The following is a 15,655-nucleotide window of genomic DNA, read 5'->3' as shown; positions in this document are numbered from 1 at the left end:
TTAAACCCCTCTTCCCGAGACCAGGCCTTGCGGCCGGACCTTAATGAAAATGATGGCGAACACGAAAACCAGAACGTCGGCGATCACCGGGGACATCAGCCAGGGCAGCGCGGCACTGAACGTGCCGATTGCGCTGGCGCCGGCGACAGGGCCGGCAAAGGACCCGACCCCGCCTACCATCACGGCGACGAACCCTTGAATAAGGAAGCGGATGCCTAGATCGGCGAACAGCGAAAAGACCGGTACGATCAGCGCGCCGGCCAGACCCGCGAGTGCCGCACCAAACGCAAAGGTCACGCTGTAAATCATGCCGGTGGAGATGCCTGAGGCCCGCGCCAGCGACGGGTTCTCCAGCGAGGCGCGGACCCGCAGGCCTAAGGAGGTGTAGGCGATCAGCGCATAGCTGGCGGCCATCACGAGCACGGTCATGACAACGATCACGCAGCGCCAAGTGGCGAAATGCAGCGTGCCGATGGTGATGGACCCACCGACCGGCTCCGGCACCGAGAGATATAGGCCGCCAGTCAGGCCGCGCACGATCTCGCGAATAATTAACCCGAGCGCGTAGGTGCCGAGCATGGCGACGATCGGCGCCGCGTAGAACCGTCGCACCACGAGTCTTTCCAATGCGAGCCCGAGCGCGCCGACCGCAATAGGCGCGGCGAGCATGCCTAGCGCGACCGGCAAACCGATGCTGTGCACGAGATAGGTGATGTAGGCACCGAGCAGGACGAACTCGCCCTGTGCGAAGTTGAAGATGCCCATCATGCTGGCAATGATTCCGAGACCGAGCACGACCAGCACCACGATGGCGCCGAAGCTCAAGACTTCGAACGCGGCGATAAATAGCGTATCCATGTCGCTACGTCACATTCCTCGGACTTGCGAGCGCATCCTCCGGTCCAGATTGATCGACGGCGTGAGCTGCGGTTGGCATGCAAAGGGCTGGTGACACGAGGCGCTCCTGAAGGTTTCATCCCGGCACCTGGAGGTGCGGCCGATGGTGCGTTTCTTAAGATGGCTCGCCGATCGACGTTTTATTCACGATATGCAGGGCGAGTTCGCCTAGCAGGAACGCAACGCAATCTGAGTAATGTGGGGTAATGCGGCATTGGTAAGTGGCATTGTGCTTGCGGTAGCGGAGCTCTCGACGAGCAAGCAACTGTCGCCATATCACCTACGTAGTGTGCGTGCTGCAAGATGGCTCAGTCATTGAGGTGGTCGACAACGTGCCGATGCTGGAGCAATTTTGCGCGGGGTGCGACGCCTGGTCGCCGCAAGGTCGCCGAGCCTGACTGCTTCATTGTTTGGTGCCGAGCTCAAGCGCAAGCATGTGACCTTCGGGTTGCAGGCGCGCCCGTCCTTGCCCCAAAATGATTGAAAGACAGCGGAAAATGACCTCCCAGGCTCAGCCTACGACAAGAAAGTCGCAAGGACGTTTCTGAAGACAACACGTTTGTGCTGGCCTCGCCGAACCGCCTACAACAGTCTCGGTGTGGGCACGACGCAGCTCTACGACAAAACCGTGAGCTACAATCATAAGCGCCACAGGGAGTTTGAGCTCAGCAACCGCGAGTTTGCTTTTCGCATGAGGCAACGCTTCCCGAAGTCACTGACGAAGGAGTTCCTGCTCGTAGATCTCGTCAACAACGTCGATCAGCTTGCCGAGGCCTAGGATGAAGTGCTCAAGCGCCGCGGCGGAGCGAGCCGCCGAGTCCGGCCAGAAGCGTTTGCGTCGTGCGGTGAGCGCATACGGAAGTGAACGCGCCAAGAAGTTCTTTGAAGGTTCGCTGAGGGGCAACGAACTACATGCCGCGTGATTTCCTCCACAAACATCCGCAGTTGGCGGATCTGATTCGGATTGTGGCGGACGGAGGGCATTGCTCCGGCCCTGGTTGAAAAGGACTACTGGATCATGCACTGCCTTTATGGCTTGACGAACTTGGCTTCACATTTCAGCTCAAAGGCGGGACTCGCTTTCCAAGGGTCACAAGATCATCGCCCAAAACAGCGACATCCTGATCGGACTCCCTGGCCAGGATGTGAACGTCGGCAAGAACCAGACGCCTGGGCAGCCGTCACGGCTTTCGTAGCCGCGTCCACGTTCTTACTCAACTGCTGCGGCGAATGAAGCGTTTTTGTTTGGTGTTGTTAGAGATCGTGGCTCACTGCGGAATAACAAAGCGCGAGATGATATGCAGCCCAGACGAGCTTTGGATATCCCAAAGAGTTGCGTCTGTTCTAACGCCGAGAGTGCCACCTCGCTCAGAGATGAGTTCTGTATGACGGGGCGTCCGAAGGCGTCGTTCGGAGCGATCTCTGCTTGCCACTGATGTCTGGATCATGTCTTTCGCGACCCAGCGAATACATGCCGCCACGCACCTGAACTTCACCGTCAAGCTCTAGAAGCCGCAGCCTTTTGCCCCTGATGAGCCGACAGCAGGATGCTGTTCACGGCGCGGTATGCGAAGACGATGGCCGGACCGATCGTGATGCCTGCTCCCGGATAGATTCCACGCATTGGCGAGGTCATGTCATTGCCGCAAGCATAGAGACCCATGATCGGCCTGCCATTTTCGTCCAGGACCTTGCCGTCAGTATCAGTTGCCAATCCAGTCGCTGTTCCGAGCGTTGCCGGCACGATCGGCAGCGCGACAAATGGGGCGTTTCTGATTGCTCCAAGATTTGGATTTTTCATTCCCACGGCAGGATCGCCCTGCGTGCGGTTGAAAACCGATTCTCCACGTTTGAAAAGCGGATCGCGCCCCTCGGCGGCGTGGGCGTTATGTTCCTCGATCGTCTTTTGAAGCTCAGCAGGGTCTAGCCCCAACCGGTTCGCAAGCTCTTCAATCGTTTTCCCCACCTTGATGTATCCGAGGCGTGCATATTTGTCGATGCTCAAGGTCCAGGGCCAGGGGAGCAAATGTCCCATGCCTCTTAAGCGGACGAAGTCGTGATCGCAGATGAAGTAGAATCGCTTGTCTGCCGGATATCCACCTTTGAAAATTGCCAGGCAGATGTCGTGGTACGAATTGGATTCATTGACGAAGCGCTTGCCATTTGGCCCCACAGCAATGACGCCTGGGCGGCCACGGTCGAGCCAGCCGTACGGGACAATTTGCGAGCAGCTGCCGCTCTTCAGGATCGACACGGGCGTCCAGAAGCCGGCAGAGGCCACATCATTGTCAATTGCAGCTCCGCGCCTGGTCGCAAGCCTAATGCCATCTCCCGTGGCATCGGGATGGGCCAGCGTGTCGTCATGCTGGTGAGGGCCGCTTAGCTCGGCTCTCAATTGCGCGTTATGAGCAAAACCGCCCGTTGCCAGGATCACCGCATGCGAGGCGCACACGCGAACCTCAGAATCGATCAGCTTGACGACTGCCCCCGTGACGCGCCCCTCTTCCAAGATGAGGTCTATAACAGGCGACGCCGGCCAAATCTCTACGTCGTATTTGCGCAGGCTCGCGAGCAACCGCGCGATCAAGGCATTGCCTCCGCTGAGCTCGGTGCCACGCCTGTAACTTAGGCGGTCCCTTACGTAGCGGCTGAGGCGACGCAAGACATGCTTGAGCGAAGCAAACGATTGGAACGGGTTCAGAAAGCTTCTCACCTCGCCGGACGAGATCATCATCCCGCCGAGCACAACACGAATAGGGTCGCCTATCAGATCAAAATCGCTGCCTAGAAGCCTTCCATCATAGGGTGCAGGGCTGAGCGCCCGGCCCTTGTCAACCCCGCCGACCTGGCTCGAGTGATAATCGGGCACAGACGCCAGCGTGAACTTGACCTCTGTCCCGTTCTCAAGTGCTGTGAGCGCAGTTGGACCGTCCTCAAGATAGGCCTCAACAAAGCCTGCCCGATAATGGATGCCAAGTTCATGCTGCAGGTAGGTCTTTGCTTTCGCAAGCGAGTCATCGATTTCAGCAGACCGCGCGTGGGGCGAACAAGGAACCCAGATCATGCCGTTCGACAGCGCCGTGGTGCCGCCGATTCGCGGAGATTTTTCACATACCGTAACTCGCAATCCGGCCTTTGCCGCATAGAGCGCCGCTGATAGTCCGGCCGCACCGCTACCGACCACGAGTACATCGGTCTCCCAATCATGATCCAGCCTGTTCCCTCGGGGGAATGTGATTGTCTTATCGTTGCCTGATCGGCCGATCGGCTTATCCATTCCAGCCTCGCTGCAAGATTTCCGATGAACGTCAGTGATGTCGCGGGAGCGGGACAGCTTTGAATTCCCCTGCCGCGGCCTTCACCGCCCGTTCGATGGGAATTCTTTCGATGGAGGAGGCGCCAACGAAGCCGATACACTGAGTCGACCGGTAGACCTCGATCGTGTCCTGCGGCTCGGCGATCGCCCCGCCATGACAAAGCAGGATGACATCGGAGCGAACGGTTCGTGCCGCCGTGTTGATGTCGTTAATGCGCCTGATCGCCTCTTGAATTGACTGCCCATCCTCATGGCCCATGAGCCCGCCACGGGTTGCCCCGACATGGGGGACGATGCAGTCGGCACCTGCACTCGTCATGGCTTTGGCGTCTTCGGCGCGTGCGACATAGGCCAGCGAGAAGATGTTCTTCTTGCGGGCAGTCGCAATCATCTCGACCTCTCGCTCGAAGCCGAGCCCAACGCGGCCTCGGCGCTCACGCCATTGTTCACCCATGGTGGAGATGGTCGGATAGTTGATGACGCCGGAGAATCCGGCCCCCCAGAACTTGTCGAGAAGCGCGTCAAGGTCGAGCCGGAGAGGGTCCCACGCCTCGACACCGCCCACGACAGGCACGGAAGAGACGACATTGCGGATTTCGGCCGCAAGCTCGAGCGTGCGCGCGTTGGAATCGCCGATTCGGCTCGTGGGAAGCCCCATAAGGCGCGACAGCCCGGTGCTGTAGACCACCAGCATGTCGGCCCCTCCGAGGACGGCACATTTCGCGACCAGGCCGCAGCTGCTTCCGGCCGCAAGGACCGCTTTTCGTTCTTCGATCTGGCTTGCGATCCTGGACAGGATTTCATTGCGCTCAAACATTCGCATTACAATCAGCCTCCGTGCCCAATTGTTTGAGGATCCAGCTCGCGGCGGCCTCGGCAAATTCGGGATCGTTGATGTGGCAGTTCAGTTCGCGGACCGCGATCTTCGGGGCAAGATTGTCCTTCAGCGCGTCGAGCCAAGCCCTGTCGGCCTCGGGATTGCAAAAAATGCCGCCTTCGCGGTCGTAATCGGAAACGCCATTCGCGGGCCAAAGGACGATGGTAGGCCCCTCTGCTCGCGACAGCCGCTCGGCCGTGAGCCGGCCGATGCTCGCGTTCTCGGAAGGCGTTGTGCGCATGAGCGTTGTGTAGGCCGTATGGGAGTAGAACTGGCGGCCGCGAAATTGATCAGGAATGCTCGAGCGCGGACCAAAATTGACCATATCGACCGCGCCAGGCGCGATCACTTGCGGGATCAATTGCTGCGACGCTGCTTTGAGCCGGTCGGGTCCAGCGCTGGCGGCCCCCCCAAAGAGTTCGTCGGCGAGCTCTGTTGTGGTCAGATCAATGACTGCGTCGAATTCACCGGCCGCGATCAGCTGCTCCATTTTGCGCCCGCCGGCCCCGTTGGCAGGAAAGACAATCGCGTCTACCCCGGCCTCGGCAAGGCGCGCCATGCACTGATTTGCCGCGGGCGTCGTTACGCCGAAGGCTGTGATCGCGACAATCTTTCTTTTGTGCGCACCTTGAGCGGGCGCATAGTGCATCGCTGCAATGGCTCGCCCTGCATTCTGCAGCACCCGATCGGTAAAGGCATTGATTCCGAAAAGATCGACGAGCGTCGGATAGAGGATGATGTCGTTGTGGATCGCCAATTCTGCGAGCAGGGCTGGCCTTGCGCTGCTGACCAGCAACTTGGGAAAGCCATAAGGCAAATCGGATACGATCTCCCCGAAAGCCGCGCTACCTTTTCCACCTGCAACGCCAACGATCGCACTGATCGCGCCTGATTGCAGGAGGCCAGCAACCTTCTTGCGCGTGCTTGCGGCTATCTCTTTCAAGAGTTCGGCAGGCGAAGAGACGCGAGCACTGTCAGCATCCTGTTTGTCCCCGGCAATCAAGTTGGATGTACCGATGTCGATCAGCAGGATCTTGCGGCCGCACGCTTTGATGGTACCTGCAAGGTAAGACGCTTCGGCGCCCTTAGTATCCAGGGTCGCCACGATCGCGACCGCGCCCGCCAGCTCGGACGGGTTACCGTCCCGGATCGACCCCTGGTCGTCCGTGCAATGGTGAGACACGATCTTCCTCCCGGACCATTCTTAACAACAGGTGGTCTAGACCGGGCTGAAACCGCTCATAAGATGAGTAAAAGGGGCAATTGGGTAAGATTGGGTAGAGGCGGTGAAAGCGCTTGCCAGCCACTTGTCAGCCTGCGCTTCTGCTCAAGATCGCGCGGGGCAGCCAGTCCCGTCGGTGATGACCATGACCGACATGTTGATGACGATGTACTGCCGCCGATGGTGATGATCGAGAAGAACCATGATCGATCCGACTACACCGCTGCCCCATCCTTCAGCGCATGGGCTTTTGTCTGCGGCGTCAAGAATTCGGCGAAGGTATTGGCCACATCCTCCAGCGGTCCGGGATCGACCGCGACCGTGGTGAATGCTGCCCATTGATCCTTTGCCGGCGTCCTCGGTGGAAGCCGGGGTCCGGCACATCGGGGCGCATCGAGGCACTCGGACTTGCGCCGTTCGAAAGCCGCCTTGATTGGCGCGCCAGCAGTCCTCCTCGAATTTATGTAAGCGGATCAAGATCCAGACGACATAGACGTATTTCAAGGGGCTGTTGGCGAGGCCTAGCGCGTTGAGGGCTTTTTTCGCTATAACAGTCGCTCAGGTAGGAGCGCAGCTTGGGTGCGGGAAAATCTAGGAGCACCGGCAGATCGGCTCCTTCACGCCGGGCTCGACCGCGTCGCCACTCGCGATGTCGATCATGGCGCGAACGCGCGCGTTGTCGACCGTGGCATGACCTCCTGAGGAAAGCGCGCGCTCTGCCGCCAGCCTTGCAAGGCCCCGCAGCACGCATCGCCGCGGGATGGTCCGCGATCCCCGGCGGGGACTTGGGGATGTCTTCTTTATGCAGAACGTAGCAACGCGAGTTTCGGCGCGAGGACTTCCCGGCGCTCGACATGATATGCCGCCAACGCAAGGGAACCGCGACGTAACGCTCACCTGCCTACACGCGGATGACGCCGCAAACATGAGGATCACACGAAACCACTCGTCCGCAAGTCCGCTCAGTTGCCGCATCACGTCGCGATCCGGCGGGATGATTTGCCGCGCGGCTTGCGATGGCTTCGACGTCCTTGGCGGCCTTGAAGGCGAAAAGATCCTGGTACATTGTGACCGCGCCGATCCGATGACACTGCCGAACGGCTAAAAAATGCCGCTGCTGGATCTCTCCAACAGCGGCTCAAGTTCTAGGGAGAAAGCAGACGACCGGTCTGCCAGCGGATCCCGTCGCATTCGGTAAGAAGTCGGCTAACGTTCGGCGCCACGTTGTCCCGTCGGCCTTCGGTTCTCTTCGGAACTAGCCTGCCAAATATTTCGGCATTGACACGTGTTCGTTGAAAAGGACTTCACCCTTCCCGAATGGCCAACAACAGTAGTGTAGACGGGCTGAAATCACCTATAAGATCAGTGAAACGTTCAAACGGGTAAGATTGAGTAGAAACGGTGAAGGCGACAGCGATCGGCAAGCTTGTTTCGCACCTTTCGGGTACAGCCAAGGGCGCCTGCATGGAAATCTATGCGCCCTCTTTGCGCAGCCTTCCAGAAGGCTCCAAACTCGTCATGGCAACCTTGCCTGTCATTGACTGGAACGACTGCCTTTCGCGAGACCTGCGCAGTCTCCACAAAGAAGCATCCGCTGATGTCTATGCGGGGCTCGTCATGATCGATCCCTTCTCGTGCTGGGAGGATCTTGCCGATTTGTTGAAAGCTGCCGGGATCACGGGGGTCATAAACTTCCCACCTGCGTCCCTCATTGACCGGTCGACGGCAGGCAGGCCGGTTGATACCGGACAGGAGCTCGAACTTCGACGGATGGAATGGTTTGCGAGCCTCGGATTCAAGACATTGTTCACCGCCGGTGATGATTCCCAGATCACAGCGGCAGAGCGGCGACTTGGCTCGCATCTTTTCGGTATCATCCATTTGCCGGAAGAAGCTCTCAACCACGCAATTGGCGATGAGATGGAGCTGGTAAGCTTTAAGGACCAGGCATCGTCGTTGCCGAAGTACACGCTCCTGGAGGGCACCGGTTCGAAGCCTCAGGGACGAAAGACGTGAGGACCGAAAGGACGTGAGGAGCAGTAGCCTATTCCAATATCCGCAGCTTCTTGATCTTGTTGTAGAGGGTTTTTCTTGAAAGCCCCAGCGAGCGGGCGGTCTTTCCGCGGTGAAGCCTGTTGCGTTTCAAACCGTCGATGATCCACTCGCGTTCGGAAAGTGCACTTATGGGCTTAGCGGGTGACGACGCGTTCAAAAGGGGCTTTAGGACATCAGCTGTAATGTGGGTACCTGGCAGCATTACCAGCTGGTTGACGATCTGGCGTAATTCTCTCAAGTTACCAGGCCAATAATGGCCGGCGAGCGCCAGGAATGCAGAATTTTCTATCCCGAGCGTTTGCGCGTTCGAAACTCCCTTCGCCTCCACCGTGAAATGTTGAATGAGCTGCGGAAGGTCCTCCAGCCGGTTTGGCAAAGCGGGTAGTTCTATGTCGAGCCCAGCAAAGAAGGCAAGAAGGCGGGGACATAGAACACTTTCCAAGCTTGCTCCGCGAGCCACCGTTACGGTTGCGATGATCCGGGCGTTTGACCTTACAAGGGATGCGCCGTTCAGCGGCGTGAAAGTACCTGTCTCAAGATAGTCGGCAAGACGTTCTTGCCCATCTCGCGACAGCTGATCGACATGCGTCAGCAAGAGCGCAGAATCGCTTGCGCCTTCCAGGAGCGACAGTTGGCGTCTCCTGTTCTCATCGGCCTCGGCGCCGAACAGCGCACCGATCATATCGATCGCGAGGCCCCGACGACAATGAAACAGCGCCGCGTTCACGTGCTTCCGGTCGCTAAAGGAATGAACGAGGCTTGCTATTCTCCGCTTCCCTGATCCCGTCTCGCCCCAAACGAGCACAGGGTTGGGACTAGCACCAAGGCGTCTTGCGGTCTCCAGGGTGCGCTTCATGACTGAGGACTGTGCGATCACCCCATGTCTGAACCCACTTAACTGAAGCTGACGCTCCAGGAGATCGACCTTCTCCCGCAACAAGTGAATGGTCTTGAACCCCGACGTCACCTCGAGGACTGACATTTCCAGTGGGACACGGTCGAGCGAAGAGCCGCCGATAAAGCCCTGGACACCCGTTTCGCGACAGATCTCCAAGAGTTCGTCAGGCTTGGTTATTGGCCCGCCGCCAAGCAGGCAGATAGCGTTTCTGTCAATCGATTGAGCCACACGCGCAACGGCGCTGGCACGCGCGGCAAGCTCCGCGAGGCTGATCGATGGGGCAGATCCGGTTTCGATGCTCCGGTTGAGATTGAAGTTGATGCAGATGGCCTCAGTGCCCGCTTCAACCATGCGCCTTGCCTCGGATTGGGTGCGCGTATAGGCGATCGTCATCAGGCCGCGTTTTGCCGCCTTCACCAAGAGCTCGATTTCCCGCTCGTAGCCAAGGCCGCATTTCTCAAGCAGTGACCTCCTGTAGTCATCGATATGGATGACAGATGGGAAGTTGGTGACCCCCGAAAAGCCCCATCTGATGATGCGCTCAAGCCACCGGTCGATATCAAGCTGCGGATCGAAGGTGCAGGCTCCAAAAAACACCGGCAATTTCGTGCTAGGCAGGATCTCGGTCCTGCCGAAGCCGGCCACGAATTCATTGCAATTGCGTATTGGAAGAATCGAGGCTGGTGACGATCCGCCCATCGCCCGAAAACGACCAGCATTAAGCGCGAGCACGAAATCTGCGCCCGCGCGTTCGGCCGCTCTTGCGGTCATGCCCGATCCGATTCCCGCTCCCAGCACAAACGAACGGGAGTTCCGGAAGAACTGCCTGATCCCGCCGCCCCTTACCTGGTCCGCCCGCGTGTGCATACCGGCCCCGCTTTTTGCACGGCAGGTCCAATAACTAGCCCCAATTTGCGGGCGCGTGCAACCGTCGCAGCGCCTTTCCGTTCGCCATGAAGAGATGGCAGTCCACAGGCGAGGCTGCAAGACGAACCTTGCCAAGCCCCCTGGGGGGCTCGGCCTTTGACGCCTTTGCAACCACTGTTTCATTTCCAGCGTTGCCGTAGATGTATGTGACGCTGCCAAGATGCTCGACAAAATCGACGTCGAGTTCGATTGCGATCTCCTTCCTCACCGCCGAAGACGGAGAGAAATCATCAGGCCGAATTCCGAGCGTGATCGGCTTGCCGACGAGCAATTGATCCGGCTGGACGGGCACGGAGACCGTCGTCCCCGCGTCCAGTTTGACGTCCAGGCCCGCCTCGTGTGCAGCCTCGATGTGGCCGTTGAGAAAATTCATCTTGGGCGAGCCAATGAATCCCGCCACAAATCGGGACGCAGGATTGTGATAAAGATCATGCGGGCTTCCGACTTGCTCAATATTGCCGTCCTTGAGCACGACAATCTTGTCGGCCATCGTCATGGCCTCGACCTGGTCGTGCGTCACATAGATCATGGTGTTTCCAAGCTGCCTGTGCAGCTTGGCAATCTGGACCCGCATCTGCACCCGCAATTCCGTGTCAAGGTTCGACAGCGGCTCATCGAACAGGAACACCTTGGGTTCGCGTACAATCGCGCGCCCAATGGCCACCCGCTGGCGCTGTCCCCCTGAAAGTTGTCGAGGTTTACGATCTAACAGATGATTGATCTGCAACAGCGATGCCGTCTCAACGACTTTGGTATCAATCTCGGCCCTCGCAGCCTTGGCCGTCCTTAGGGGAAAGGCGAGGTTCTCTCGCACCGTCATGTGCGGATAGAGAGCGTAGCTCTGAAATACCATGCCGAGGTTACGGTCGGCCGCGTCAACATTGTTGACGACCTCATTGTCGATCAAGAGCCGACCACCGCTGATGCGCTCCAACCCTCCGATCATTCGTAGCAGCGTCGACTTGCCCGAGCCCGATGGTCCAACGAAGACGGCGAATTCGCCATGATCGATGGTCAGGTCGATGTTCCGCAGGATCTGGATGGTCCCGAACGCTTTACTCACGCCTTCCAAACGAACATCGGCCATCACGCTCTCCTCTGTCGCGAGCTTCCAACCAGCGCCGGCGCCACCTCGATCTCCGCCAGACTGGATACGACGAAATCGGGCGGCATCAGTGATGAATCCTCTCGGGGCGGAACGCCGGTGGTCACCAGCACGGTCAGCAACCCTGCACGGCTCCCGGCCTGAATATCCGTCGGAATCTGGTCGCCAATCAGCAATGTGGCACTGCGAGCGGTGCCCAGGCGCGCAAGTGCCGTCTCAATCATGTGCGGCTCGGGCTTACCAACGATCAGGGGCTCAACTTTCGTGGCAGCAGCCACGGCCATGATCGTCGCGCCAGCTCCGGGCTCGAAACCTCCTGCGGTCGGCAAGAGGAGATCGGGGTTGGTACCGATGAACACCGCTCCGTCCAAAATCGCTTCCACCGCAATCCGCATCTTTTCATGCGTGATCTGACGGTCCAGCCCCATGACGACGGCATCAGGTTTCCGATCGGTGACCTCGAGCCCGATGTCGGCGATAGCCTTCACGAGGGATGGCGCGCCGATGACAAATACACGCGCAAGGTCCTGGTATTTCGCGCGGAGGAGTTCGGCGGCGGTGACAGCACTCGTAACAACGTTTGTCGGCGCGATGGCAAGGCCAAACGCCTCCAGTTTGCGGACGACGTCCTCTGGCGTGTGCGTTGAATTGTTTGTCACGAAGCAGAACGGCAGTCCCGCCGCCTGCCATCGTCCAAATACCTGGATAGCATCGGCAATCGCAGCACTCCCGCGATAGACCACGCCATCCAGATCCGAAATGATGCCTTCTATTGGCGGCCAGTTGATGCGAAAGCCCGTGTTAGCCATTCATCAGCATCCCGCCATTCACGTGAACGATCTGCCCGGTCATATAGGAAGCTGCAGGACTTGCCAGAAAGACGGCAAGACCTGCGATATCCTCCGGCACCCCGACCCGCCCCAAGGGAATCCGGCCGCTGTGGCGAGCTTCGGTCTCCTCACGCGGACGTCCATGCATCGGCGTATCGATGATTCCGGGCGCGATTGCGTTCACATTGATGTTGAGGGGCGCGCATTCATAGGCAAGCAGTTTGGTAACGTCGTGAACGATTGCCTTCGACAAGCAATAGTCGGCGCCACCGGCCTGGTAGTTGAAGACTGCCCCCTGTGAGGACAGTGAGGAACCGACGTTGACGATGCGGCCTCCCCTGGCTTGCATGAAGCGCTCGATCGCTAATTTCGAGCATCGCAGAACAGCAACCGAGTTGATCTGGATGGTGCGCTCGATCGTCGCGGCACTGCCTTTTAGGAGCGGCTGGGCAGACTTGATGCCGGCATTGTTGACCAGCACATCGAGCCGGCCAAAGTTCTTGGCAATCTCATCGAGGACCCAGGCGACGTCCTCCTCGCGAGTGACATCCATTGCCATGGGCAGGACGCCGTTGCCATAGCGCAAGCTTGCCAAAGTGTCTCTGAGGTTTGCAAGGTTGGTGTCAGTGGCAAGGACGTTCGCCCCTCCTGCCCTAAATGCATTCACAATGGCAGACCCGATGCCGCCGCCGGCTCCGGTCACGAGCACCGTTCTACCTAAAACTGAGAACTGTTCAGTCATTCCAACTCCAAGATCGTTTGTGACTTCAGAAACTCGTCAACCGCCTCCGCGCTCGGCATGGAGCTTTGAGCGCCGCGCCGTGTCACACAAAGCGAGGCCACGGCCAGCGCCTTCCTCACTGCTTCCCTTAACGGCAGCCGCTGGGCGAGTGATGCGGCGAACGCTCCGTTGAAAGCATCTCCCGCGGCCGTGGTATCAATCACCTTGACGGGAAAGGCCCGAAGCGCAAAAGACGTTTCCGCATCGGCATAGTATACGCCTTGTGCACCCAGGGTGATCAGCGCGGCACTCGGCCCGAGATCAACAAGCCTCATGGCTGCGTGCGCGGCGCTGTTGAAGTCGTACACCTCGATCCCCGTCAGCTCAAAAGCTTCGGCCTGGTTCGGCGTCACGAAATCAACACTTCGCCAGGCCGCCGATGAAAGCCCCGGCCGCACCGGCGCCGGGTTGAAGATGAGCTTAAATCCCTTCTCGCATTTCATTTCGAAGAGCCGATTGACCGCTCCGATCGGCATGCCCATTTCGGCGACCACGATCGCATCGGGCTCTATGAATTGCGCCGCGCCCTCGATCATATCTGGCGTCACGTTCAGATTGGCGCCAGGGTCGATGACAATCATATTGGAGCCGTCGTCACCGACCATAACCATGGCCGAACCAGAGATCTCGCCCGCACAGATCTTGATGGCATCCGCGCGAACACCGGCCTCGCGCAGCGACTGCAACAGGGAGTGCCCGGCTTCGTCATCGCCAAGACGCGTGTAGAAGTGTGGCTTGAGCCCGAGCCGGGCAGCGGCAACGGCCTGATTGGCGGCCTTCCCTCCAGGGTTGCGGGTCAATGTGCCCATCAGGCTTTCACCCGGCGTTGGCAGTCGCTCGACACTGAAGCAGAGATCGATATTTGTCGTTCCAAAGAACATCAATGGCCTGACACTCATTTTACGGCACCGAAGGTGAGGCCACGTTCGAGGTGACGCTGGCCGATAACGATCAAAATGACGGGAATGATCATTGTCAGGACCAACCCTGCGGCCATGACAGGGTAGAACTGCACGCCGGGGTTGAGCAGCTTGAGAAGAGCCACCGTCACCGGCGCCTTGGTCGAGCTGAGGATGAGACCGAGCGCGAAGTTGTGCCAGGCAAGCAGAAAGATGAGCAACGAGGCACCGATCAGGCCGGGCTTCAAGAGCGGCAGCACGATATGCAACATGACGCGGAAAGGTCTCGCGCCATCCATCGCGGCTGCCTCCTCGATATCCTTTGGGATGTCTTCAATGTAGGAGCGGCTCAGCCAAACCATCATCGGCAGTGTGACGACCTGATAGACCCAGATCATGCCGAGATAGGTGTCATACAGTCCGACCGTCTGGAAAACGCTGAAGAGCGGGATGACGACCAGAAACACCGGGGCAAAGCGAAATCCAAGAATGAAGAAGGCGATATCTTCCTTGAAAGGTATATCCCGCCTCGCCAGAACGTACGCCGCAGGAACTCCCACAGCTAAGGAGACGAGAACGGAGCCGAGCGCTATCACGACACTGTTCGTGATCGGTGTCAGGAAATCGACTTTGATGGTTCCGTAGCTGGTCGCCCCCGCCTTCGCCACATCGAACAAGACACGAAAGTTGTCCAATGTCGGCGAGAACACGAAACTCGGCGGCCAGGCCATGATCTCGGCCTGCTGCTTCAACGACATCATCACGATCCAGACAAGTGGAAAGGCCAGGATCAATGCGCACAGCCCGACGAGCAGGTTCAGGACCAGATTGGTGGCAGTCGAACGTCTGAAGCGCATGGGTTGCCTTTTCAGCTGACGCGCTGCCGAACGAAGCGCCACAGCTTAACCATGGCGAACGTCCCGACCAGCACGATCATCCAATTGACCACCATAACTGCGGCCCCACGCCCGAAGGCGAGATTCTGGAACGCTGTAATGTAGGCGCGCACTGAAAGCACGGCGGTACTGTTGCCGGGCCCTCCTTGCGTTGTGCCGAAGATGATGTCGAATTGATTGAGGGATTCGATCAACCGAAACACCGCGGCGATCAGAATGTAGGGAGCGATAAGCGGCAGCTCGATGTGCAGGAAGATTGCCCATCCCTTCGCGCCATTGACGCGCGCCGCCTCCCTGATCTCATCATTTATACCCTGCAGGCCGGCAAAAATGATCAACGCGAAGAACGGCGTATAGGTCCAAACGTCGATCAGGACGAGCGAGAACATTGCGGTCGCAGGGTCTGAAATCCAAGCAAAACGGCTGATGCCGGCAAGGGACAGCAGATAGTTCATGATCCCGCTTTGCGGGTCCATCATCGTCGTCCACATGAGCGCGACGCTCATTGGGGGTAGGACGAGAGGCAGGAGAATGACGGGCCTCATCAGGCGCGCAAGGAAGACTTCCGTGGCGAACAGCTTGGCAAGTGCGAGACCGAGCGCGGCTTGCACAAATACCGCCGATCCGGCGTAAACAACGGTCGCGCGGACGCTGTTCCAGAAATCGGCTGTCTTGATCAGGGCTGCGTAATTGTCGAGGCCGATGAAGCGGACCAGCGGCCGCCCAAACTTGAGGTCAGTCAACGATTGAAACACGCCATAGAAGAACAGGAAAAGAAATCCGAGCAATATGATGATAGCAGGAGCGATCGCAGCAATGCTCCACCAGTCGAGACGCGCCTCCTCAAGACCCCTTGCCGCCTCATGTTTTGATGGGGCAAGTTGGCTGGTCGAAGACTGCAGTGTCGCGATCACGTCGGATCCTCGAAGGTCCATCTCATTGACCTTTAACA

14 protein-coding genes are annotated in these 15,655 nt (G+C 58.6%); 3 read left to right on the top strand and 11 right to left on the bottom strand.

The window, feature by feature from the left end; genetic code table 11:
• Entirely contained in the window at positions 1 to 858 is an 858-nt protein-coding gene (locus tag IVA96_RS04380) for a branched-chain amino acid ABC transporter permease (protein WP_247415511.1), read from the bottom strand.
• A 667-nt stretch (positions 859 to 1,525) separates the two neighbouring features.
• Here IVA96_RS04380 and IVA96_RS04375 point away from each other — a divergent pair.
• Positions 1,526 to 1,675 (top strand): hypothetical protein, encoded by a 150-nt coding sequence (locus IVA96_RS04375; protein ID WP_247415509.1) that lies wholly within the window; start codon positions 1,526 to 1,528, stop codon positions 1,673 to 1,675.
• A 720-nt stretch (positions 1,676 to 2,395) separates the two neighbouring features.
• On the opposite strand, the gene IVA96_RS04370 is transcribed toward IVA96_RS04375, so the two are convergent.
• The 3 genes from IVA96_RS04370 to IVA96_RS04360 are packed head-to-tail and all read right to left on the bottom strand — an operon-like array spanning position 2,396 to position 6,273.
• Positions 2,396 to 4,174 (bottom strand): FAD-dependent oxidoreductase, encoded by a 1,779-nt coding sequence (locus IVA96_RS04370; RefSeq protein WP_247354113.1) that lies wholly within the window; start codon positions 4,172 to 4,174, stop codon positions 2,396 to 2,398.
• Positions 4,175 to 4,205: 31 nt separating this feature from the next.
• The gene (locus tag IVA96_RS04365) at positions 4,206 to 5,030 is read right to left on the bottom strand and encodes a phosphoenolpyruvate hydrolase family protein (RefSeq protein ID WP_247415507.1); all 825 of its coding nucleotides are present in this window, start codon (positions 5,028 to 5,030) and stop codon (positions 4,206 to 4,208) included.
• On the bottom strand, positions 5,023 to 6,273 hold the full coding sequence (locus tag IVA96_RS04360; protein ID WP_247354112.1) for a Tm-1-like ATP-binding domain-containing protein: 1,251 nt from the start codon (positions 6,271 to 6,273) through the stop codon (positions 5,023 to 5,025). Before IVA96_RS04360 ends, IVA96_RS04365 begins: the two co-directional genes overlap by 8 nt.
• Before the next feature lie 219 nt (positions 6,274 to 6,492).
• Between IVA96_RS04360 and IVA96_RS04355 the strand changes: the two genes are divergently transcribed.
• Positions 6,493 to 6,654 carry a hypothetical protein gene (locus IVA96_RS04355; protein WP_247301015.1) on the top strand — a complete coding sequence of 54 codons (162 nt, stop codon included), beginning with the start codon at positions 6,493 to 6,495 and terminating at the stop codon, positions 6,652 to 6,654.
• A 1,059-nt stretch (positions 6,655 to 7,713) separates the two neighbouring features.
• Positions 7,714 to 8,328, top strand: a complete 615-nt coding sequence (locus tag IVA96_RS04350) for a hypothetical protein (RefSeq protein WP_247277955.1) — start codon at positions 7,714 to 7,716, stop codon at positions 8,326 to 8,328.
• 28 nt (positions 8,329 to 8,356) lie between these two features.
• On the opposite strand, the gene IVA96_RS04345 is transcribed toward IVA96_RS04350, so the two are convergent.
• From IVA96_RS04345 to IVA96_RS04315, 7 genes are read right to left on the bottom strand one after another with little or no spacing between them, the layout of a single operon-like run.
• On the bottom strand, positions 8,357 to 10,132 hold the full coding sequence (locus IVA96_RS04345) for a phosphoenolpyruvate hydrolase family protein (protein ID WP_256465460.1): 1,776 nt from the start codon (positions 10,130 to 10,132) through the stop codon (positions 8,357 to 8,359).
• A gap of 34 nt (positions 10,133 to 10,166) precedes the next feature.
• Complete coding sequence (gene ugpC / locus IVA96_RS04340) at positions 10,167 to 11,282, bottom strand: sn-glycerol-3-phosphate ABC transporter ATP-binding protein UgpC (protein WP_247415503.1); 1,116 nt, start codon at positions 11,280 to 11,282, stop codon at positions 10,167 to 10,169.
• Positions 11,279 to 12,106, bottom strand: a complete 828-nt coding sequence (locus tag IVA96_RS04335; RefSeq protein ID WP_247277958.1) for an HAD-IIA family hydrolase — start codon at positions 12,104 to 12,106, stop codon at positions 11,279 to 11,281. The genes ugpC and IVA96_RS04335 overlap by 4 nt, the downstream gene beginning before the upstream one ends.
• Complete coding sequence (locus IVA96_RS04330; RefSeq protein ID WP_247415501.1) at positions 12,099 to 12,869, bottom strand: SDR family oxidoreductase; 771 nt, start codon at positions 12,867 to 12,869, stop codon at positions 12,099 to 12,101. The genes IVA96_RS04335 and IVA96_RS04330 overlap by 8 nt, the downstream gene beginning before the upstream one ends.
• On the bottom strand, positions 12,866 to 13,807 hold the full coding sequence (locus IVA96_RS04325; RefSeq protein ID WP_247415499.1) for a ribokinase: 942 nt from the start codon (positions 13,805 to 13,807) through the stop codon (positions 12,866 to 12,868). The genes IVA96_RS04330 and IVA96_RS04325 overlap by 4 nt, the downstream gene beginning before the upstream one ends.
• Positions 13,804 to 14,706, bottom strand: coding sequence for a carbohydrate ABC transporter permease (locus IVA96_RS04320; RefSeq protein ID WP_247415497.1), 903 nt, complete (start codon positions 14,704 to 14,706; stop codon positions 13,804 to 13,806). The genes IVA96_RS04325 and IVA96_RS04320 overlap by 4 nt, the downstream gene beginning before the upstream one ends.
• A complete protein-coding gene (locus IVA96_RS04315; protein ID WP_247277962.1) occupies positions 14,676 to 15,617 on the bottom strand; it encodes a sugar ABC transporter permease in 942 nt (313 codons plus the stop codon). Before IVA96_RS04315 ends, IVA96_RS04320 begins: the two co-directional genes overlap by 31 nt.
• Between the last annotated feature and the right edge of the window lie 38 nt (positions 15,618 to 15,655).

The organism is Bradyrhizobium sp. 159, assembly GCF_023073795.1.
Lineage (GTDB): Bacteria > Pseudomonadota > Alphaproteobacteria > Rhizobiales > Xanthobacteraceae > Bradyrhizobium.
This window is presented reverse-complemented; position numbering and strand designations above follow the sequence as displayed.